We start from the raw sequence: 20818 nt of genomic DNA, 5'->3' as shown, positions 1-20818 counted from the left end.
CAGAATCGCATACTGGATGTTGCCACGGTAGCAATAGCATCCGGTTTATTGATTTAAAACAGAATTGGATGGAAAAATATTCCAATATCCAAAGCAAAAACCCAGTCCAGATCAAAGGTCGTCAAAAAACGTTTTATCCAGCTGTTTAAAGGCTCTTTTCAGCACATCGGCCAGCATTTGATAGGTAGGTTTATCCTCTAGCGGAGCCAGCGATATGCCTGATTCCAATAATTTACTACGAATTTCATGAAACCAATGCAATAAAGAAGGTGGGAGCGGTGTAATAGAACGGCGTCCCAACCACCATAACCCTTGTAGGGGTAGACTCAAGGCAAACAGCGCTGTGGCAACAGATGGTCCTATCTGGCCACCAAGAGCGATTTGCCATGTCAGCGTAAATACCGCCAGTGGCGGCATAAAACGAATACCATGACGAGTGACGCGAACGACGCGATTTTCCGGGAACAGAGGGCCCAGGCGCTTATCTGCCGGCCAGGTTTTCATGTAGTGCTGGCCTCGCTGGAATAACTGTAACCAGCCAATTTTGCCGGTGGGTTTTGTCGTCATTGTCAAACCTCAACTTCACATATAAAAAATAAAATTTTTGTACAAACAACCAACTTCAATTGACAACCTTAAAATATATTTTGTGTTTGATGTTCGCTATCGGTATTCTAATTCGGCCTTAATTGGCCCTGATATACTAACGTAGTATGACTATATGCCGAGTAAAGGCACGTTCTTTACTCCATACTAAATATGCAGTAGTCAGTTCTCATTCAACAATCGAAGGTTTTAGAGTGTTGATGCCAGCCATTCATCGGCGTTCCGTGCGTCAGAAGATACCTAAGCAACGGCACTTTTCATGTCATGACTGGTAAATTCTACCAAGCCATGATGTTAATCATAAATGTCAATCGCCTTGTACGCTATGCTGAGTGCTGTATGACATTTTTTAACCATGTATAACAAGTAGGTACTTCCATGTCGAGTAAGTTAGTACTGGTTCTTAACTGTGGTAGTTCATCCCTGAAGTTCGCCATCATTGATGCAGTTAACGGGGACGAGTACCTGTCTGGCCTAGCCGAATGTTTCCACCTTCCTGAAGCACGAATCAAATGGAAAATGGATGGTGGCAAACAAGAAGCGGCGCTGGGTGCAGGAGCTGCCCATAGTGAAGCACTGAGCTTCATCGTTAACACCATTCTCGGCCAGAAACCGGAGCTTTCTGCTCAACTGGTTGCGATTGGTCACCGTATCGTGCATGGCGGTGAGAAATTCACTCATTCTGCTATTATCAATGCTGATGTTTTGCAGGGTATCAAAGATGCCATCCCATTTGCACCCCTTCATAATCCGGCGCATCTGATTGGTATCGACGAAGCGTTGAAATCCTTCCCGAAACTGGTTGACAAGAATGTTGTTGTTTTTGACACCGCATTCCATCAGACCATGCCGGAAGAAGCTTATCTGTATGCCCTGCCGTACAAATTATATACAGAACATCATATTCGTCGTTATGGCGCTCACGGCACCAGCCATTTCTATGTTACGCAAGAAGCGGCTAAAGTACTTAACAAACCTGTTGATGAATTGAACGTCATTACCTGCCATCTGGGTAACGGTGGTTCAGTTTCCGCTATCCTCAACGGCAAGTGTGTAGATACCTCCATGGGTTTGACTCCATTGGAAGGTCTGGTTATGGGCACCCGCAGCGGTGATATCGATCCGGCAGTGGTTTTCCATCTGTATGACTCTCTGGGCATGAGCGTTGCTGATATCAATAAAATGCTGACCAAAGAATCAGGTCTGCTGGGTCTGACAGAAGTCACTAGCGACTGCCGTTATGTAGAAGACAACTACACCACCAAAGAGAATGCCAAACGCGCCATGAACGTTTACTGCCATCGTCTGGCTAAATACATCGGGGCATACAGTGCGCTGATGGAAGGCCGGCTTGATGCAGTTGTCTTCACCGGTGGTATTGGTGAAAACGCGGCCATGGTCCGTGAATTGACACTGAACAAACTGGGTATTTTGGGCTTTGAAATCGACCACGAACGTAATCTTGCCGCCCGTTTTGGTAACAGTGGCAACATTGCCAAAGACAGCAGCCGACCAGCTCTGGTAATCCCTACCAATGAAGAACTGGTTATCGCTCAAGATGCTCTCCGTCTGACCGCATAAATAAAGTATCCCAACTCCGTCAGCTCAGGCTGACGGAGTTGTTTTTGAACAACGAGCAACCGTAAAGAGGTTAAGTCGTGTCCCGTACAATTATGTTGATTCCTACTGGCACCAGTGTGGGTCTGACCAGTGTCAGCCTGGGTGTCATCCGTTCAATGGAACAGAAAGGTGTTCGACTGAGCGTATTCAAGCCGATCGCCCAACCCCGTGCCGGTGACAATGCACCGGACCAGACCACCGCTATTATTCGTGCAACTTCCGCCATCAATGCCGCTGAACCGCTACAGATAAGCCACGTCGAATCACTGCTGAGCACTAACCAGCAGGACGCATTGATGGAAGAAATTATTGCCCGCTATCACGACAATACGAAAGACGCTGAAGTTGTGCTGGTTGAAGGTCTGGTGCCTACCCGCAAACATCAGTTTGCCAATGCGCTAAACTATGAAATCGCCAAAACCCTGAATGCAGAAATCGTGTTCGTTCTGGCGCTGGGCAACGATTCACCAACCCAATTGAAAGAACGCATCGAGCTGGCACGCTCTAGTTTTGGTGGTAGTAAGAATAAAAACATCACTGGCGTCATCATTAATAAACTGAATGCGCCGGTGGATGAACAAGGTCGCACCCGTCCTGACCTGTCTGAAATTTTTGATGATTCAACCAAGGCCAGCGTTGCCAACATTGATCCCAAACTGCTGTTTGCCAACAGCCCGCTACCGGTATTAGGTTGCATTCCCTGGAGTTTCGATCTGATCGCTACTCGTGCGATCGATATGGCGAAGCATCTGAATGCCAAGATCATCAACGAAGGCGATATTCAGACTCGCCGCGTTAAGTCCGTCACCTTTTGCGCCCGCAGTATTTCTCATATGCTGGAACATTTCCGTCCCGGCTCATTGCTGGTAACTTCAGCGGACCGTCCCGATGTACTGGTGTCAGCCTGTCTGGCAGCGATGAACGGTATCGAAATCGGAGCACTGTTGCTGACTGGCGGCTACGAAATGGATCCGAGCATCAGCAAGCTGTGTGAACGTGCCTTCCAGACCGGCCTGCCGGTATTTATGGTTAACACCAACACCTGGCAGACCTCTTTGAGTCTGCAAAGCTTCAACCTGGAACTGCCGATCGACGACCATGAACGTGTAGAAAAAGTCCAGGAATACGTTGCCCGTCACATTGATAGCCAATGGATAGACTCTCTGTCTGCCGCTTCTGAACGTTCACGTCGTTTGTCTCCTCCGGCTTTCCGTTACCAATTGACGGAACAGGCACGTAAAGCTGGCAAACGTATCGTGCTTCCTGAGGGTACTGAGCCCCGTACCGTTAAGGCCGCCTCTATCTGTGCCGAACGAGGTATCGCACACTGTATATTGTTGGGTAATCCAGATGAAATCCAGCGTGTTGCCGCCGCTCAGGGTGTGAAACTGGGTAAAGGTATTGAGATCGTCGATCCTGTCGCCGTTCGTGAGCGCTATGTAGCCCGTCTGGTTGAACTGCGCAAGAACAAAGGCATGACTGAAGTCGTTGCCCGTGAACAATTGGAAGACAACGTGGTACTCGGTACTCTGATGCTGGAACAGAATGAAGTTGACGGTCTGGTTTCCGGTGCGGTTCACACCACAGCCAATACCATCCGTCCGCCATTACAGTTAATCAAAACCGCACCAAACAGTTCACTGGTCTCCTCTGTATTCTTCATGCTGCTGCCGGAACAGGTTCTGGTGTATGGTGACTGTGCCATCAATCCGGATCCGACAGCTGAACAGTTGGCTGAGATTGCCATTCAGTCGGCTGATTCTGCAGCTGCATTTGGAATAGAACCTCGTGTTGCGATGATTTCCTATTCCACTGGTGATTCAGGTGCGGGTAGCGACGTGGAAAAAGTACGCGAAGCCACCCATATCGCCCAGCAAAAACGTCCGGATTTGATTATTGATGGCCCTCTGCAATACGACGCCGCCATCATGGCTGATGTTGCAAAATCCAAAGCACCAAACTCACCGGTTGCCGGTAAAGCTACGGTGTTCATCTTCCCTGACCTGAACACCGGTAACACAACTTACAAAGCGGTACAACGTTCAGCAGACCTGATCTCCATTGGGCCGATGCTACAGGGTATGCGCAAGCCGGTTAACGATCTGTCCCGTGGTGCATTGGTAGACGATATCGTGTACACCGTAGCGCTGACTGCTATTCAGGCGACTCAGATCTAATCAATTAGTCAGTTTTATCTGCCAAAACGCCAGCTTTCGCTGGCGTTTGAGTTTGAGTTTGATGACAACGTCTATATAGCGGCGATAATGAGAAGATCGTAAAGACGCTGCAAGTACCTCCCTGTAAGCTCAAGCCGCGCCATCCCTGGCGCGGATGCTTTACTCTTCTCTCTCATTATCACCGTTCTGACGCTATACGTAGGTTTGTCAACGGTCTGAAACGCCAGCTTTCGCTGGCGTTTTTTATTGGTGTTCCACCTAACGGGATAAGACAAGGCCGGTTCCTCTTCTATCCCATGTAGAGAAAATATCACGTGGTACTATTTTTCCTCTTCCAGCGCACTGCGATCTTCAGGCCCAGGAAGATCATCAACCAGTGTACGTGCCGGCCGCGGCAGAATTTTTCCATACTCGTTGGCGTTATTACGAGTTAACCACAGTGATAATGCCTTGAGTGAATCCGGCGTAAATTCATCACAGCGCGACGTTATCTCTTCTGGTGTCAGCCAACTTACCTCGTCAATTTCCTCTTCTTGCAGCGCAAACGGACCATGAGTCACGCAGCTGAACAACGCCCCCCATACACGGCAGTCGTCGCTTTCATAGTAGAACAAGCCGTGCTCGGCAAAGGGGACTCCAGCAATACCAAGCTCTTCCTCTGCTTCTCGACGAGCTGATTCCAACATGTTTTCACCACTTTGTACAACGCCCCCAGCCGTTGCATCCAGCCAGCCGGGGTAAAAATCCTTGATTTCGGTTCGACGTTGGATCAGGACTTTCCCCATGCCGTCATGTACAACGATATAGGTAGCGCGATGCCTCAGGCACTGCGCACGCATCTGCTGGCGGCTTGACTGAGCGATTACTTCATTGTTTTCATCAACGATATCCACCCACTCGGTACCTGCCATCTGAGTTTGTTCCGCCATCCTCTGAAACCTTTTAGTAGCGGCGCGTTATCGCGCCCATTTGTTTGAATAATAGATGTAGCATGAGAGTAGAACTAAATTAGTGTGTAATGACTACCTGCGCAATAACTTCTCCCCCAGCCAGTGACACAACCTGCAATCTATTCTGCATCAACAGCCCGTAGCTGGCGGGATATCCCCCTTTCGGCAGGCTGACTGAACCCGGATTAAAGCAGTAAATATCATCATGCCGTTCAGCCACTGGGATATGTGTATGCCCATAAACCAGAACATCGTTGGCCTGTAACGGAGGCCGCTGATCGGGGTGGTAAAGATGTCCGTGGGTGAGAAATAACCGACATTGCGGCAGCAGTACCTGTTGCCAGGGTGCCATCATCGGAAATTGCAGCAACATCTGATCCACTTCGCTATCACAGTTTCCTCGCACCGCAATAATCCGGGGAGCATACTCATTAAGTTTGACTGCCACCTCTGCTGGCAGATAGTTTTCTGGTAGCGGATTACGCGGGCCATGGTTAAGAAAATCGCCAAGCAAAACCAGCCATTGCGCACCACTGCGTTCAAATTGCGTCAATACTGTTTCTGTCGCCGTAAGAGAGCCGTGCAGATCAGATGCAAACATCAGTTTCATGGTTAATTCCCGAAGTGTCTTGGAAAAAGATCAGACCAGGAGAAGTTTACCAAAACATTTGTCAGTCGTGACTGCAAAATCCTCATGCGTCATTTGCTGTCGGCAAAGACGCCAACGGTCGGATAAGTCCCTGCATTACCGGGTTATCACTTTCATCTTTCAGTTGTACGCCGGATAAGCGACGTTGGAAAGCTTGTTCCAGCAACCAGGCCAGTTTGTAGGCCGCCTGAGGGTAATTCAACCCCTCTGGACGGATATTGGAAATGCAATTTCGCTCCGATTCCAGACGGCAGGTATTTGGATCCCAGGTCATATAAATGCTCAAACTGTCCGGCGATGACAGACCGGGCCGTTCTCCAATCAGTATTGCCACCATTCTCGCCTGCAAACACTCACCAATATCATCACCTAACGCCACCCGGGCCTGATGTGCCAATACAATCGGCGCCAACGTCAATTCCAGTTGTGCAACATAGGGCAACACAGCCTGAATCAGCGGCAATGCCTGACGATGAACCGCCTTGGAAGACAGACCATCGCCCACCACCAGTAACAGATCGGCCGGTTTATCGGCAACCGCGAGTAATAGCTCACGACTATCCGACGACAAACGACGCCCAAGATCCGGGCGGCACAAATACTGTTCACGACGCTCTGCCGCGCTGTGTACCGTCAATGTTTTCAGCCCTTCCTCGTGCAGTGAATTCGCTAGCATTTCACTGTCAAAAGGCTGATGTACTGCATCCCTCGCTCGCGCATGAGCCAGACCGAACTTCAGTAGTTCATCGGTTGGCATACTGGCACCGGTACGTCCCAAGGCGATACGCGCGGCGGTGTATTCACGTAATTCCTGCCATGGATTGGGATGAACTACCGGCTTCATACCTCCCCCTCAAGATAGGGTCGATGCTGCAATAATGGATGTTGGTGACTCGCATCTTGCAATCGTCCTTGTGCATCAATAATCTGCATTTGTGTCAGCCAGTCGCCAAATTCCGGGGCATGTTTCAGTCCCAGTAATTCACGGATATAAAGGGCATCATGAAAAGACGTGCTCTGATAATTGAGCATGATATCGTCCGCACCGGGTACGCCGATAAGGAAAGTAAGACCAGCCGTCGCCAGCAGAGTCAGTAAGGTGTCCATATCATCCTGATCGGCTTCGGCATGGTTGGTATAACAAACATCGCAGCCCAATGGCACACCCAGCAATTTGCCACAGAAATGATCCTCCAGACCGGCGCGGATAATCTGTTTACCATCATAAAGGTATTCAGGGCCAATAAACCCTACCACGGTATTCACCAGCAGCGGTGAATAGTGACGAGCCACTGCATATGCCCGGGCCTCACAGGTTTGCTGATCAACGCCATGATGCGCATTGGCAGACAGGCAACTCCCCTGACCCGTTTCAAAATACATCACGTTGTTGCCCAGCGTGCCACGATTCAGGCTCAATGCCGCTTGATGTGCCTCTTCCAACATTGCCAGATTAAAGCCAAAGCTGGCATTGGTTGCTTGCGTTCCGGCTATCGACTGAAACACCAGATCCACCGGAACCCCACGTTCAATCAGCCGCAGTGTGTTGGTAACATGGGTCAATACACAAGACTGGGTGGGAATCCCAAAATGGCTAATCACGTCATCCAGCATGTAGTTGAGCTTCTCCAACAGCGGCAAACTATCACTGGCGGGATTGATCCCCACGACAGCATCACCACAGCCATATAACAGCCCATCCAACATACTGGCAGCGATACCTTTCAGATCATCAGTAGGATGATTCGGTTGTAGCCGTACACTGAGATGTCCCGGCAAGCCGATGGTATTACGAAAACGGGTAACCACCCGACATTTCTTGGCTACCAGAATTAAATCCTGATTACGCATGATTTTACTGACCGCGGCCGCCATTTCTGGCGTGATGCCTGGGGCCGTTTTAGCAAGCAGCGCACTGTCAGTTTGTTCACTAAGCAACCAGTTGCGAAATTCGCCTACTGTCAGATGAGAGATCAATGCAAACGCCACACTATCGTGGCTGTCAATAATCAACCGGGTAACGTCGTCTTCCTCATAAGGAATCAATACCTGCTGTAAAAATGCGCGCAGAGGAACATCCGCCAGTGCAATGCGTGCTGCCATGCGCTCTTCCGCACTTTGTGTAGCAATGCCAGCCAATGCATCACCAGAACGAAAAGGCGAGGCCTTGGCCATTAATTCCCGCAAATCCCTGAAGATATAACGGCGATGTCCTAACGTCGTCTGATACATATGTCCCCTGACATTCACTTCAACACAGTCAAATGCGGATCAAACACGGCCATCGCACGAGCCTGCGTGGTTAATCGGAACCAGCCATAGCCAAGCAGCATCATAGCGGTAAACACCAATGCCAGTAAGACATTATAATAGACCAGCGCGATCAGGCAGATACTGGCCATCACCAGTGCGAAGGCGGGTACGAATGGGAACAGCGGTGCATGAAATGGACGGATCAAGTTTGGCTCACTGCGACGCAGCTTGAATAGCGACAACATGGAAATAATGTACATCACGATAGCCCCGAATACTGACATGGTCACAATGTTGGCTGTCAACGGCTGACCACCAATCGTCACCAGAGAATCAGAAAAAATGGCAGCAATACCCACTATACCACCGGCAATAATGGCCCGGTTCGGCGTACGAAAACGCGGATGGACATTAGCCAGCATTTTAGGTAGATAACCCGCTCGGGCTAAGGCAAAGATCTGACGGGAATATCCCATAATAATACCGTGGAATGATGCTATCAGCCCGAATAGCCCCAGCCATACCAACATATGCAGCCAACCACTACTGTTTCCCACCATCAACTTCATCGCCTGCGGCAATGGGTCATTGATGTTCGACAGCTGTTTCCAGTCGCCAACACCACCGGCAAACAACATTACCCCGATCGCCAGCAGTGTCAGCGTTAAAATGCCACCAATAAACGCGCGTGGAATGGTACGTTGTGGATCGTGCGCTTCCTCCGCCGCCATCGCCGCTCCCTCTATCGCCAGGAAAAACCAGATAGCAAAGGGAATGGCAGCAAAAATACCCGAAACGGCCACCGGGCTGAAGGTGTCCATTCCAGCCCATCCACCATGAGTAAAATGACTCCATTCAAATCCAGGGGCGACCACCCCCATAAATACCAACAGCTCAAAAATCGCCAATAGTGTCACTATCAGTTCAAATGTGGCCGCAATACCGACCCCCAGAATATTCAACCCCATAAAAACAAGATAAGCACTGACGGCTACCCATTTGGCCTCCAACGCTGGAAACTGCACATTCAGATAAGCACCGATGGCCATGGCAATCGCTGGTGGCGCGAAAACAAACTCAATCAAGGTTGCGAACCCGGCGATGAATCCGCCTGTAGGACCGAAGGCCCGATAAGCGTAAGCAAAAGGCCCTCCGGCATGAGGAATAGACGTGGTTAACTCGGTAAAGCTGAAAATAAATGCGCAGTACATAGCAGCAATGGCCAGTGCTGTAATCAGAAAACCTAACGTTCCTGCCTGTGACCAACCATAACTCCAGCCAAAATACTCCCCAGATATCACCAGGCCGACGGCAATCCCCCAGAGATGGAAGCTACCTAATGTGCGTTTCAACCCTGTCGCTAATGGATGCTGTTGCATTCTCTTTTCCCCTTGGAAGCAATCATTGTTCAGGGAAGTGCAAAGGTTGTACCAGTTGCCAGATTAGTGTGAAATCGAAACACCGCTATACGTTAGCCATCATCTGCTTCATCCGACCACGGTCATGCTGCGCCATTCTGAATCAAATGCACCAGAACACAGCACTTTTTGCTCCATAAATGCGCACCTGAATTCGATCAAAAAATCATACCTCCCACTGATGTGACAATAGTCATTGCTGTTGGAATCAAGGTAGTAGTTAATTCGGTTTTCTATGAAACACGATTCTGTACTACAGTCATGCTTATGTCTTGATGAATCAAATGACACGGAGGTACCGTTCATGATTAACCTGTATTACGCTCCTACCCCAAACGGCCATAAAGTCACACTGTTTCTGGAGGAAGCTCAGATTCCCTACCAGCTTTATCCCATCGATATCAGCGCCGGCGATCAATTCAAACCGGATTTTCTGGCCATCGCACCCAATAACAAAATTCCAGCGATCGTTGATCTGGATCCCGTAGATCACGGACAGCCCATAAACCTGTTTGAGTCGGGTGCCATTTTGCTTTATCTGGCAGAGAAAACGGGCAAGTTCCTGAGCACAAACTTGCGGGAACGTACTGCTACCCTACAATGGCTATTCTGGCAGGTCGCCGGATTCGGGCCGATGCTGGGACAAAATCATCATTTCAATCACTATGCGCCGCAGCCTGTGCCTTATGCGATTGAGCGCTATCAAAAGGAAACATATCGTCTCTATACCGTACTGAATAAACAATTACGGGAGACGCCATGGCTGGCCGGTGAAAACTACAGTATTGCTGATATGGCAACCTATCCCTGGGTCGTTTCTCATGAACGGCAGAATATTGCCTTGTCAGAATTTCAGGCAATAAAAGACTGGTTCGAACGCATCCGGGATCGCTCTGCCACTCAACGTGCTTATAAGCTCGCAGAACAGTAATTAATTCCCACTATTCCAGTACATTGACCCACGATAAATTCTGGTATGGTAAATAAAAGGTCATGCCAGTAATACTATCGGAGCCGCTATGCTGCAACATTACGCTAATGCTGTTATTCGTATAAAAAATCTGCGATTACGCACTTTTATTGGTATCAAGGAAGAGGAAATCAATAATAAACAGGACATTGTCATCAACATTGTGATCCATTACCCGGCGGATAAGGCGCGAAACAGCGAAAATATCACCGATGCCTTGAATTATCGCACCATCACAAAAAAAGTGATTCATCATGTAGAGGGAAACCGTTTCTCACTGCTGGAGAAACTAACGCAGGATATACTTAATATTATCTGCGAGCACGAATGGGTGACTTATGCAGAAGTCGAGGTCGATAAACTGTTTGCTCTGCGTTATGCCGATTCCGTCTCTATGACCATGAGCTATCACAAGATATAGCTGGCTCTCTGGTATGCCACGCGGAAGATGATTCAGATGTGTATTTTAGAATCGATGCATACACTCAGTATCCAGGAACCGCAGTAAGTACTATCTACCACAAGCATGGCAACCGTAGTCTATTGGGATAAGCACTAAGCGAGGCCATATATGCAGCTATTAATCACCGGTGGCACCGGCCTTATCGGTCGTCATTTGATTCAGCGATTACTGTCACTTTCCCACAGCATTACCGTATTGACTCGCAATCCTGAACAAGCCCGTCGGCTGTTGGGTAATCAAGTGGATTACTGGCCTACGTTGCGGAATCAAACGTCCCTTGATGGTTTTAACGGCGTTATCAATCTGGCAGGTGAGCCTATTGCGGATAAACGCTGGACAACTATCCAGAAAGATCGGTTATGTCACAGCCGTTGGGAAATAACCGAGCAACTGGCGCAACTGATCAAAAACAGCGATACACCACCAGCAGTATTTATTTCAGGTTCCGCAGTCGGATATTACGGCGACCAAGGACAAGCGCTGGTAACAGAAGACGAGACGCCTCATGATGAATTTACCTATCGACTATGCTCTCATTGGGAAACACTGGCACAAGCTGCTGAAAGCGATAAAACGCGAGTATGTCTGCTACGTACTGGCGTAGTGCTTTCCACCAAAGGGGGGGCGCTGGCCAAGATGCTGCCGTTATTTCGTCTGGGTTTGGGGGGGCCAATAGGCACTGGCAAACAGTATCTGCCATGGATACATATCGACGATATGGTCAATGGTATTCTTTACCTGCTGGATAATCCAATCCTGAGTGGCCCATTCAACATGGTTTCCCCCTATCCAGTCCGTAATGAGAAATTCTCCGCCATGCTGGCCAATGTGCTGGATCGCCCAGGCTTTTTGCGCATGCCTGGTTGGGCGTTGAAGCTCATAATGGGAGAAGCGGCAACGTTGGCGCTAGGTGGACAACGCGCTATTCCCTATCGGCTGGAACAAGCAGGATTCGGTTTCCGGTTCTTTGAATTGGAAGAAGCGTTGAATGATCTGATTAAAAACGCGGGCTGAAACCGGCCCAACCCGACATGATACTTAACACTATACCGGCCTGAACAAATGTTTAGGTTATGGTTGATGACAAAAACATCTTAATCTTGTCATGCCCACAAAATCGCGTGAGCTATTTGTAATTTAATGCATTGATTATAAATATATTCCCGATTTCTCGGGAGTATATTTATAGAGGAAGAAAAGCGCGGTCAGCCGTCTGAGCCTGAATGGATATTCAGGCTATTTCAGTGCACCAGATAGAAACTGCTGTAAACGCGGACTCTGCGGGTTACCAAAGACCTGCTCTGGTGGCCCTTGTTCTTCAATAACCCCCTGATGCAGGAAAATAACGTGGCTGGAAACATGGCGTGCAAATTCCATTTCATGGGTAACTACCACCATGGTTTTTCCCTCCTCGGCCAGTTGTTGCATGATACGCAGAACTTCACCTACCAGTTCAGGATCCAGCGCGGAAGTCGGCTCATCAAAGAGCAAGACTTCCGGTTCCATTGCTAACGCACGGGCAATTGATACACGTTGCTGTTGACCACCGGAGAGATCAGCCGGATATTTGTCCTGTGCCACACCAGTGATACCGACCTTATCAAGATAAAATATCGCCCGCTCACGGGCTTCAGCTTTACTCAGCCCTAACACCTGTACCGGCGCTTCAATAACGTTCTCCCGAGCTGTCATAAAGCTCCACAGATTAAAGTGCTGGAACACCATCGTCAGTCGGGTACGCAACAATTGAAGCTGTTTTTTATCAAACACTTTCAATTGACCATCTTTGTCCCGCACCATGTGAATTTCCTGACCGCCCACATGGATAGAACCTTCATACGGCTTTTCCAAAAAATTAATACAACGTAGCAAGGTGCTTTTACCTGATCCCGACGATCCGATAATTGAAATAACGTCCCCCGCTTTAGCCTGCAATGAAATACCTTTAAGCACTTCATGTTGACCATAACGTTTACGTAATTCCGTCACCATCAGCTTATTATTCTGCATGCTATATTCCTGCATATCTAATGAGATGAACGGGTATGGAGGTGCCGTAACCAGCGTTGCTCTGCCTTTCTGAACAAGGAGATCAGCACAAATGAAATCGACAGATACATGACGGCGGCAATGCCAAAAGCATAAAACGGCTTATAAGTCGCCGCGTTAATATCGCGTGCAACCTTGAGGATATCCGGCACAGTAACGGTAAATGCCAGCGCAGTAGAATGCAGCATCAAGATCACTTCATTGCTATAGGCAGGAAGTGCAATACGCAGCGCGCTTGGCAAAATAATGCAACTATACTGCCTGAAACGGGAAAATCCATAGGCTCTGGCTGCCTCAACTTCACCATGAGGAACAGAACGGATCGCACCAGCAAAAATTTCGGTAGTATAGGCGCACGTATTAAGCGACAGTGAAAGGATGGCGCAATTCAGGCCACTACGAAAAAAAGCATTCAGTAAATCCGTGCCACGGATTATCTCCAGACTGTAGACACCGGAATAAAAAATCAATAATTGTACGTAGAGCGGTGTTCCCCGGAAAATATAGGTAAATAACCACACCGGCAGGGAAAAGCGACGACGGGGAGAAACCCGGGCAACGGCCAGTGGAATCGCCATCAAGCCACCAATCACGACCGAAATAATCAGCAGCCAAAGTGTCATGGCAAGACCAGTAAAGTGATAGCCATCACTCCATAACAAAGGCCGCCAGTATTGTTGCAGGATCTCACTCATAATTAACTTTCCTGACTCCTGCAGAATAACGGCGTTCCAGCCACCACAGCACCCCGTTAGACAAGGTAGTAAAAATCAGATACATCACACCCGCGACAATGGCGAAAAAGAAAGGTTGATGAGCACTCTTACCCGCTAACTGAGTCGCCTTAATCACATCGCTCAACCCCAGTAGAGAAACCAGAGCAGTTGCTTTCAAAATAACCTGCCAGTTATTGCCAATACCCGGCAAAGCAAAACGCATCATCGAGGGAAACATGATGCGCCTGAACACCTGTGACGGAGAGAAACCAAAAGCGACTGCGGCCTCGATTTGTCCGCGTGGCACCGCCAGATACGCTCCACGAAATGTTTCGGTAAAATAAGCGCCATAAATGAACCCTAACGTGATAATCCCCGCTGATAACGGATCGATATCGATCTGTGAAAGACCAACCGCGTCAGTCAGATTGTTCAGTATTATTTGCAGTCCATAAAAAATGAGCAACATCAGCACCAGATCAGGGATGCCGCGAATCAAGGTGGTATAGCCAGAAAAGCAGATCGACAATAGCCGATTAGAAGATAACTTGGCACCCGCACCGATTAAACCAATCGCCAACGCCAGTAACAACGAGCATATCGCCAGTTGCAGCGTCATGTACGCGCCTTCCAGTATTAATTCGGAATAACCATACAACATCACGTATATCCGTTCAGTAAAAACCATCTTCTGCCTGCCAGAGCAGGCAGAAGTTAATCACGGAAGGGTTAACCGCCGTATACGTCAAAGTCGAAATATTTTTTCGCCAATTTGCTGTAAGTACCGTCTTTACGCATAGATTCAAAAGCTTTATTCAGCGCGGCTTTCAGCTCGGTTTCATTTTTACGCAGCCCCATACCGGTGCCCACGCCAAAAAATTTGTTATCTTTCACTGCCGGACCGGCAAAAGCATAGTCTTTACCCATATCCTGCTTGAGGAAACCCTCGCTCCCCGCCACTTCATCTTGGAAGGCGGCATCAATACGACCGTCAATCAGGTCAGAGTAAATCAGGTCCTGATTCTGGTAAGCCACAACATTAACCCCTTTCGGCTGCCAGTTGGCATTGGCGTAAGCTTCCTGGGTTGACGCTTGCAATACACCGACCCGTTTTCCACGCAATGATTCCACCGTCGGCTGAATATTGGCGCCTTTTTTAGCAATCAGACGAGCATTGGCGGCATACAGTTTATCGGTAAAGGCGATCTCTTTCTGACGTTTTTCAGTGATAGACAGAGAGGAAATAATGGCATCAATTTTTTTCGCTTTCAGCGACGGAATCAACGCATCAAAGTCACTTTCGACAAAGGTACATTTAACCGCCATACGCTTACACATCTCTTTCGCCAGATCGATGTCAAATCCTACCAGTTCACCGCTAGCGTTTTTAGATTCAAACGGTGCATACGTTGGATCAGTACCGATTTTTATATCTTTTGGTATTTCCGCAAGGACACTGCTCGTTGCGAATACCAACGCTAAAGGCAAAAGTTTAAACAGATTTTTCATAAAGTTACCCTTATCAATAAATGGTTGAACGCCGAAGCTATTCATTGAATCAAAACGCTTTTTTAGTCGATAATGCCATTGTATTTACTATGTGTGTGTTTGCTACAGCATGGCAATGCACTTTTCGTGCCATAATAAATACCAGTAACAAAGGGAAATAATATGGCCACTACTGTACTAATCAATCAATGTAATCAATTAATTAGGCAGCTCTCCACCTACGTTTCATTCGCCATATTTTCGGATAAAAAAGCATGAATAGAGATCACATTGCACCAAATTAGATCACATTACTGCATCATAATAGTGCACTGTAGTAAACTAGGGCAAAATAGTTACATGCGCGATGTTCAGCCGTTAATCATGAAAAGGCGCTTCCGGAGATAAATTTCACTATAAAATAAATGATTACGTACCTTGCCAGCGAGTAAACAGATCTTGTGACAACCTAATATCAAACTGGTCAAGAACCCGGTTGACTGTTTGATCGATGATATCTTGCACAGTTTGTGGGCGATGATAAAACGCTGGGACAGGTGGCATGATGATAGCCCCCAACTCTGCAACGGCATTCAGCAGGCGTAAATGACCTAAATGCAATGGCGTTTCCCGCACACACAACACCAGTGAACGCCGCTCTTTCAGCATTACATCCGCCGCACGGGTGAGCAAACTATCCGTATAACTGTGGGCAATTCCGGAAAGGGTTTTGATCGAGCAAGGTAAAATAACCATGCCCGCAGTCTTAAATGATCCAGAAGAAATGCTGGCGGCGATATCACGTGAATCATGCACCACATCTGCCAGCGCTTGTACGTCCTTCACATTCAAATCGGTTTCCAGCGACAGCGTTTGTCGTGCCGCCTGACTCATGATCAAATGGGTTTCTATCCCCTCCACCGACTGCAAAACCTGCAATAAACGTATACCGTAAATTACCCCACTGGCACCGGAAATACCGATGATGAGTCGTTTCATAAGATGACCTCTGACATACCATATCTGGATACGGTAAAATGATCTGCGCTGACTTTGCCGCATCAGCCAGTGATTGGCAAGAATAACAATGATAAAGGGGAGTCCGCATCAGCGTCTCCCCTTTTGATGTGTCACAACTCCCTGGTTTTACCCTTCGTTATGCATTTCCAGGTCTTCCACTTCGCTCTGACTACGCAATGCCTGAGCATCATCGTTGCGCAGCACTTCCAGATAATCCAGATAACCTTGATCCACATCTTTGGTCACATAAATGCCATTAAATACGGAACACTCAAACTGGACAATGTCAGGATTATCTTCACGTACCGCGTCGATCAAGTCGTTAAGATCCTGGAAAATAAGAGCATCGGCACCAATAATCTGCCGAATCTCTTCTACTTCGCGGCCGTGCGCAATCAGCTCATTCGCGCTGGGCATATCGATACCGTAGACGTTCGGGAAACGGATTTCCGGTGCCGCCGAGGCCAGATAAACTCGTTTAGCACCCGCTTCACGCGCCATTTCCACTATCTGTTGCGACGTAGTACCACGCACGATAGAGTCATCCACCAGCAGTACATTTTTATCACGGAATTCAGCCCGGTTGGCATTCAGTTTACGCCGCACCGATTTTATGCGCGTCTGCTGCCCAGGCATGATAAACGTGCGACCAACATAACGGTTTTTCACAAACCCCTGACGATAAGGTCTGTTGATAATGCGAGCGATTTCCAGTGCGATATCGCAAGACGTTTCCGGAATCGGAATAACCACATCAATATCCAGGTCTTCCCAATTACGGGCAATCTTTTCACCCAATTTCTGCCCCATGCGTACACGGGCGCTATAAACCGAAATCTTGTCAATAAACGAATCGGGACGTGCGAAATAGACATATTCAAACAGGCAAGGGTTGCTCTTCGGATTCTCCGCGCACTGCCGGGTAAACAGTTGCCCTTTTTCCGTAATGTAAATCGCTTCGCCTGGTGCAACATCACGTAAAAATTCAAAGCCCAGCGTATCTAACGCCACGCTCTCGGATGCAACCATATATTCGTTATGTCCGTCTTCCAGTGTGCGCTTACCAATCACCAGAGGGCGGATACCGTTCGGATCGCGGAATGCGACCATACCGTGGCCAATAATCATGCTGACACAAGCGTAGGCGCCGCGAATTTGCTGCTGCATTGAGGCAACAGCGGCAAAAATATTATCAGCCTCCAGCGGATAATGCTGAAAACGGTCCAGCTCTTTAGCAAAGATATTGAGCAGGATTTCAGAATCAGAGGTGGTATTCACATGCCGGCGACCTTGCTCGAACAACTGTTTACGCAGTTCGTGAGCATTGGTCAGATTACCGTTGTGTGCCAGTGTGATACCAAAAGGGGAATTGACATAAAAAGGCTGGGCTTCAGAAGCACTGGAGCTGCCGGCTGTTGGATAACGCACATGACCCAGCCCCATGTTACCCTGTAATCGCTGCATGTGCCGTGCTTCAAACACATCTTTTACCAGGCCGTTGGCCTTACGCAGGCGAAAACAATTAAAGGCATCAATGGTGACGATGCCTGCGGCATCCTGTCCACGATGCTGTAACACCGTTAATGCGTCATAAATCGACTGGTTGACCGGTGTAAAACCGGCGATACCGACAATACCGCACATGTTGTCTTTTCCTCATCAGCGCTACCGTGGCTAAATGTGCCGCGGCAAGAAACTCGACGTGCTTTGCAGATAGTCAAAAAACCACCTGATTATATAACTGAACTGCGGAATTAACTGAGACTGCTTCCAGTCGGCACTCTGTGAAAAACCAGTGAAGGTATCCAAAAAGAACAGCAGAGCAGAGACGATCAACACACCACGCAGGGCACCAAAACAGATCCCCAGAACACGATCAGTGCCTGACAGCCCGGTACGTTCAACCAGCGAACCGATCACATAGTTGACAATAGCACCCACAATCAACGTCGCAATAAACAGAATGGCAATGGCAATGCCGTTACGCACCAATTCATCATTAAACCGCGTGAAATACACCGCAAGGTACGCATAATAATGGCTTGCAATGAAAAACGCGCATCCCCAGGTAACCAACGACAACGCTTCACGTATAAACCCGCGGACAAGACTGACCAGAGCCGAAAATCCGATAATACCGATAATGACGTAATCAACCCAAACCATGAACTATCCTAATAATGAACAATAACTATCGACAGCACCGCTCATCCTGTTCGCGGCGCATTCTAACAGAAAAAGAAAACGTTTGCGTAGCGGATTTCCCTGTCATTAATTCAATAAATGCATAAATAAAAAAATCGTCGAATCTCCATAGAGATACCCGCACGAAAATTTTATTACCCGCTGTAATACCCGGGTACGCCTGCAACAGCAACACCGATCATTTGATTCAATACAGTAAAATAAAACCGGCAAAAGGTAAGGTCATTTTCCTCCTTCCGTTGCCACTCTAACGTGCGCTGTACGTTTTTATCTGACCATTCAATCCACTGAGTTGTTTCAGTTCATGCAATGATGATTGCAGTTTCTCTTTTGATACATCCGGACCTACATAGATTCTCGTAATCTGTCCGGCTACCGGTACAGAAGGCGTGGTATAGGCCCGATAACCGGAAAGACGCAATTTAGCGATAATCTCATTCACTTTGTCTGAATTTTTCAGAGCACCCAGTTGAACGACAAATGCCTGACCTGCTGGCGCCGTCTGCTCTTGCGTTGATGTCTCCGGTTTCCCTTCGGCCCGTTTTAACACCTCTTTCGATTTGGTTTCCGATTTTGGTTTTATCTCTGACTTGGGTTCAGGTTTAACAACAACGGGCGGCGCTACAGCTACCGGCACAGACTGCGTTTCCGAGTGTGAAACACGCTTCGTAGATCCATCGTCTTCTTTCGCTGTCGGTGCCGCCATGGTCGAACCGTCATTCTTATCCTGCATCGCAGCTTCGGCACCTTCCGGCGGCTGAGTCGGCAATAACTGATTAATTGACGGCATAGACTCTGCCTCCACGGCATCACCCGGTTTGGGCACCAGCGGAATAGCCGCGAACTCATCTTCGTAATGTTTTTTCTTACCGTCCAGCAGTCCAGGCAGGACAATGACACCCAATGCGACCAGGATAATGGTTCCCACCAGGCGATTCTGGAATTTACTCGCCATGCATTCTGCTCCCGTCAAGCGCTTCCATAACATGCGCTACTGTATGGAAAGAACCACAAACGATAACGATATCCTGTTCGAGCGCCTCTTGCATAGCCTGTCGCCAAGCAGACACTACATCCGGATATTGCCGGCAAGCATCAAGATACCGGGCCAGTTCATCGGCACTGGCACCTCGCGGGCCCTCCAGCGGAGCGCAATACCACTCATCCACCAGCGGCGTCAAATGCGCCAACGTGCCAGGAATATCCTTATCTGCCAGCATCCCCATTACTGCGCGGATCTTACCTCTTCGCGGTAATGCAGACAGACGGCTGGCCAAATAAGCGGCCGCATGAGGATTATGCGCCACATCCAGAATCAGCAGTGGTTTTTCGTTCACAATCTGAAAACGTCCCGGCAAAGTTGCCTGCTGCAGGCCATGTCGAATTGCAGATTCATCTACGTCTAACGGAGAATAATACAGCGCGGCCAGTGCAGTAGCGGCATTTGGCAGCGGCACATGCGGTAGCGGCAGTCCGGTTAACTGATGCGACGTGTTTTCCCAACACCAACTGGCTGGTTGAGAGACAAAACGCCATTCGTTACCACGACGATACAGTACGGCCCCTTTTTCTTCCGCAACAACAGCGATCGATGCCGGCATATCCGGCTCACCTACCACGGCGGGTTTACCACGACGGAAGATACCGGCTTTCTCCCGGCCGATACTTTCCCGGTCATTTCCCAACCAATCGGTGTGATCAAGTGCAATACTGGTCACTACGGACACATCAGCATCAACAATATTGGTTGCGTCCAAGCGCCCTCCCAGACCAACTTCAAGGATGACCACATCCAGTTGCGCCTGTTTGAAGAGTTGCAATGCCGCCAGCGTACCAAATTCAAAATAAGTTAAAGAAACACGATCCCGGCCAGTGTTGATATCCGCAAAAGCCTGGCAGTGCGCCGCTTCAGGTAGTTCTTTGCCTTGAATGCGGACCCGCTCGGTATAACGCAACAAATGAGGAGAACTATAAACCCCTACCCGCTTCCCGGCGGCCAGCAGGATTGATTCCAACGTACAGCAGGTTGTCCCTTTACCATTGGTTCCAGCGACCGTAAATACGACGCTGGCAGGCTGTAAGAGTTGGAGATTTTCGGCAACCTGTTTGACACGCTCCAGTCCCAGTTCAATGGGCTGGGCATGCAGATGCTCAAGATAATGAAGCCACGTGGCCAAAGGCGACGTGGCTTGTGGTATTTGAAGATTATCCATGAGTCCCGTTCACTGACTTAC

At 48.5% G+C, this 20818-nt stretch carries 20 protein-coding genes; 5 read left to right on the top strand and 15 right to left on the bottom strand.

Annotation, left to right across the window (positions count from 1 at the left end; all coding sequences use genetic code 11):
• Window positions 1-111: 111 nt before the first annotated feature.
• Window positions 112-567 (bottom strand): terminus macrodomain insulation protein YfbV, encoded by a 456-nt coding sequence (yfbV, locus tag CWC46_RS10410; protein ID WP_021016647.1) that lies wholly within the window; start codon window positions 565-567, stop codon window positions 112-114.
• Between the two features lie 417 nt (window positions 568-984).
• Between yfbV and ackA the strand changes: the two genes are divergently transcribed.
• Both ackA and pta read left to right on the top strand, forming a co-directional pair.
• Window positions 985-2187 carry an acetate kinase gene (ackA, locus tag CWC46_RS10405; protein ID WP_021016648.1) on the top strand — a complete coding sequence of 401 codons (1203 nt, stop codon included), beginning with the start codon at window positions 985-987 and terminating at the stop codon, window positions 2185-2187.
• Window positions 2188-2264: 77 nt separating this feature from the next.
• Window positions 2265-4403: a phosphate acetyltransferase gene (gene pta, locus CWC46_RS10400; RefSeq protein ID WP_021016649.1), complete on the top strand. Its 2139-nt coding sequence runs from the start codon at window positions 2265-2267 to the stop codon at window positions 4401-4403.
• 320 nt (window positions 4404-4723) lie between these two features.
• Here the strand turns inward: pta and yfcD are convergent, their stop codons facing one another.
• The 5 genes from yfcD to eat form a co-directional block, all read right to left on the bottom strand.
• A complete protein-coding gene (gene yfcD, locus CWC46_RS10395; RefSeq protein WP_021016650.1) occupies window positions 4724-5332 on the bottom strand; it encodes an NUDIX hydrolase YfcD in 609 nt (202 codons plus the stop codon).
• Window positions 5333-5411: 79 nt separating this feature from the next.
• The gene (yfcE, locus tag CWC46_RS10390) at window positions 5412-5963 is read right to left on the bottom strand and encodes a phosphodiesterase (RefSeq protein ID WP_021016651.1); all 552 of its coding nucleotides are present in this window, start codon (window positions 5961-5963) and stop codon (window positions 5412-5414) included.
• An 82-nt stretch (window positions 5964-6045) separates the two neighbouring features.
• Window positions 6046-6846 (bottom strand): ethanolamine ammonia-lyase subunit EutC, encoded by an 801-nt coding sequence (gene eutC, locus CWC46_RS10385; protein WP_021016652.1) that lies wholly within the window; start codon window positions 6844-6846, stop codon window positions 6046-6048.
• Window positions 6843-8234: an ethanolamine ammonia-lyase subunit EutB gene (locus CWC46_RS10380; protein WP_021016653.1), complete on the bottom strand. Its 1392-nt coding sequence runs from the start codon at window positions 8232-8234 to the stop codon at window positions 6843-6845. Before CWC46_RS10380 ends, eutC begins: the two co-directional genes overlap by 4 nt.
• A 14-nt stretch (window positions 8235-8248) precedes the next feature.
• Entirely contained in the window at window positions 8249-9634 is a 1386-nt protein-coding gene (eat, locus tag CWC46_RS10375; RefSeq protein ID WP_021016654.1) for an ethanolamine permease, read from the bottom strand.
• Window positions 9635-9977: 343 nt separating this feature from the next.
• On the opposite strand from eat, the gene yfcG reads away from it, so the two are divergent.
• From yfcG to CWC46_RS10360, 3 genes are all read left to right on the top strand, one after another.
• Window positions 9978-10604, top strand: a complete 627-nt coding sequence (gene yfcG, locus CWC46_RS10370; RefSeq protein ID WP_021016655.1) for a GSH-dependent disulfide bond oxidoreductase — start codon at window positions 9978-9980, stop codon at window positions 10602-10604.
• A gap of 88 nt (window positions 10605-10692) precedes the next feature.
• Window positions 10693-11064 (top strand): dihydroneopterin triphosphate 2'-epimerase, encoded by a 372-nt coding sequence (folX, locus tag CWC46_RS10365; RefSeq protein WP_021016656.1) that lies wholly within the window; start codon window positions 10693-10695, stop codon window positions 11062-11064.
• A 150-nt stretch (window positions 11065-11214) separates the two neighbouring features.
• Window positions 11215-12120, top strand: coding sequence for a TIGR01777 family oxidoreductase (locus CWC46_RS10360; RefSeq protein WP_021016657.1), 906 nt, complete (start codon window positions 11215-11217; stop codon window positions 12118-12120).
• Window positions 12121-12342: 222 nt separating this feature from the next.
• Here the strand turns inward: CWC46_RS10360 and hisP are convergent, their stop codons facing one another.
• The 9 genes from hisP to folC all read right to left on the bottom strand — a co-directional run bounded on the left by hisP (window position 12343) and on the right by folC (window position 20797).
• Window positions 12343-13116 carry a histidine ABC transporter ATP-binding protein HisP gene (hisP, locus tag CWC46_RS10355; protein WP_021016658.1) on the bottom strand — a complete coding sequence of 258 codons (774 nt, stop codon included), beginning with the start codon at window positions 13114-13116 and terminating at the stop codon, window positions 12343-12345.
• A gap of 17 nt (window positions 13117-13133) precedes the next feature.
• Entirely contained in the window at window positions 13134-13850 is a 717-nt protein-coding gene (locus CWC46_RS10350) for an ABC transporter permease (protein ID WP_021016659.1), read from the bottom strand.
• Complete coding sequence (locus CWC46_RS10345) at window positions 13843-14532, bottom strand: histidine ABC transporter permease HisQ (protein WP_037381883.1); 690 nt, start codon at window positions 14530-14532, stop codon at window positions 13843-13845. The genes CWC46_RS10350 and CWC46_RS10345 overlap by 8 nt, the downstream gene beginning before the upstream one ends.
• Window positions 14533-14600: 68 nt before the next feature.
• Window positions 14601-15380 carry a lysine/arginine/ornithine ABC transporter substrate-binding protein gene (locus tag CWC46_RS10340; RefSeq protein ID WP_021016661.1) on the bottom strand — a complete coding sequence of 260 codons (780 nt, stop codon included), beginning with the start codon at window positions 15378-15380 and terminating at the stop codon, window positions 14601-14603.
• A 408-nt stretch (window positions 15381-15788) separates the two neighbouring features.
• Window positions 15789-16358, bottom strand: coding sequence for a UbiX family flavin prenyltransferase (locus CWC46_RS10335; RefSeq protein WP_021016662.1), 570 nt, complete (start codon window positions 16356-16358; stop codon window positions 15789-15791).
• Between the two features lie 147 nt (window positions 16359-16505).
• Window positions 16506-18023: an amidophosphoribosyltransferase gene (gene purF / locus CWC46_RS10330; protein ID WP_021016663.1), complete on the bottom strand. Its 1518-nt coding sequence runs from the start codon at window positions 18021-18023 to the stop codon at window positions 16506-16508.
• A gap of 30 nt (window positions 18024-18053) precedes the next feature.
• Window positions 18054-18545 carry a colicin V production protein gene (gene cvpA, locus CWC46_RS10325; RefSeq protein ID WP_021016664.1) on the bottom strand — a complete coding sequence of 164 codons (492 nt, stop codon included), beginning with the start codon at window positions 18543-18545 and terminating at the stop codon, window positions 18054-18056.
• Between the two features lie 286 nt (window positions 18546-18831).
• On the bottom strand, window positions 18832-19539 hold the full coding sequence (gene dedD, locus CWC46_RS10320; protein WP_021016665.1) for a cell division protein DedD: 708 nt from the start codon (window positions 19537-19539) through the stop codon (window positions 18832-18834).
• Window positions 19529-20797: a bifunctional tetrahydrofolate synthase/dihydrofolate synthase gene (folC, locus tag CWC46_RS10315; RefSeq protein ID WP_021016666.1), complete on the bottom strand. Its 1269-nt coding sequence runs from the start codon at window positions 20795-20797 to the stop codon at window positions 19529-19531. The genes dedD and folC overlap by 11 nt, the downstream gene beginning before the upstream one ends.
• Window positions 20798-20818 lie beyond the last annotated feature (21 nt).

Source organism: Prodigiosinella confusarubida (assembly GCF_002847015.1).
GTDB lineage: Bacteria > Pseudomonadota > Gammaproteobacteria > Enterobacterales > Enterobacteriaceae > Prodigiosinella > Prodigiosinella aquatilis.
The sequence above is the reverse complement of the archived record's forward strand: the minus strand, read 5'-3'. Positions and strand labels throughout refer to the sequence as shown.

Bases quoted from the DNA above. Each gene is read 5' to 3' on its own strand.
- yfbV (WP_021016647.1), bottom strand. From the start codon at position 567: ATGACGACAAAACCCACCGGCAAAATTGGCTGGTTACAGTTATTCCAG.
- ackA (WP_021016648.1), top strand. From the start codon at position 985: ATGTCGAGTAAGTTAGTACTGGTTCTTAACTGTGGTAGTTCATCCCTG.
- yfcD (WP_021016650.1), bottom strand. From the start codon at position 5,332: ATGGCGGAACAAACTCAGATGGCAGGTACCGAGTGGGTGGATATCGTT.
- yfcE (WP_021016651.1), bottom strand. From the start codon at position 5,963: ATGAAACTGATGTTTGCATCTGATCTGCACGGCTCTCTTACGGCGACA.
- eutC (WP_021016652.1), bottom strand. From the start codon at position 6,846: ATGAAGCCGGTAGTTCATCCCAATCCATGGCAGGAATTACGTGAATAC.
- CWC46_RS10380 (WP_021016653.1), bottom strand. From the start codon at position 8,234: ATGTATCAGACGACGTTAGGACATCGCCGTTATATCTTCAGGGATTTG.
- eat (WP_021016654.1), bottom strand. From the start codon at position 9,634: ATGCAACAGCATCCATTAGCGACAGGGTTGAAACGCACATTAGGTAGC.
- yfcG (WP_021016655.1), top strand. From the start codon at position 9,978: ATGATTAACCTGTATTACGCTCCTACCCCAAACGGCCATAAAGTCACA.
- folX (WP_021016656.1), top strand. From the start codon at position 10,693: ATGCTGCAACATTACGCTAATGCTGTTATTCGTATAAAAAATCTGCGA.
- CWC46_RS10360 (WP_021016657.1), top strand. From the start codon at position 11,215: ATGCAGCTATTAATCACCGGTGGCACCGGCCTTATCGGTCGTCATTTG.
- hisP (WP_021016658.1), bottom strand. From the start codon at position 13,116: ATGCAGAATAATAAGCTGATGGTGACGGAATTACGTAAACGTTATGGT.
- CWC46_RS10350 (WP_021016659.1), bottom strand. From the start codon at position 13,850: ATGAGTGAGATCCTGCAACAATACTGGCGGCCTTTGTTATGGAGTGAT.
- CWC46_RS10345 (WP_037381883.1), bottom strand. From the start codon at position 14,532: ATGTTGTATGGTTATTCCGAATTAATACTGGAAGGCGCGTACATGACG.
- CWC46_RS10340 (WP_021016661.1), bottom strand. From the start codon at position 15,380: ATGAAAAATCTGTTTAAACTTTTGCCTTTAGCGTTGGTATTCGCAACG.
- CWC46_RS10335 (WP_021016662.1), bottom strand. From the start codon at position 16,358: ATGAAACGACTCATCATCGGTATTTCCGGTGCCAGTGGGGTAATTTAC.
- purF (WP_021016663.1), bottom strand. From the start codon at position 18,023: ATGTGCGGTATTGTCGGTATCGCCGGTTTTACACCGGTCAACCAGTCG.
- cvpA (WP_021016664.1), bottom strand. From the start codon at position 18,545: ATGGTTTGGGTTGATTACGTCATTATCGGTATTATCGGATTTTCGGCT.
- dedD (WP_021016665.1), bottom strand. From the start codon at position 19,539: ATGGCGAGTAAATTCCAGAATCGCCTGGTGGGAACCATTATCCTGGTC.
- folC (WP_021016666.1), bottom strand. From the start codon at position 20,797: ATGGATAATCTTCAAATACCACAAGCCACGTCGCCTTTGGCCACGTGG.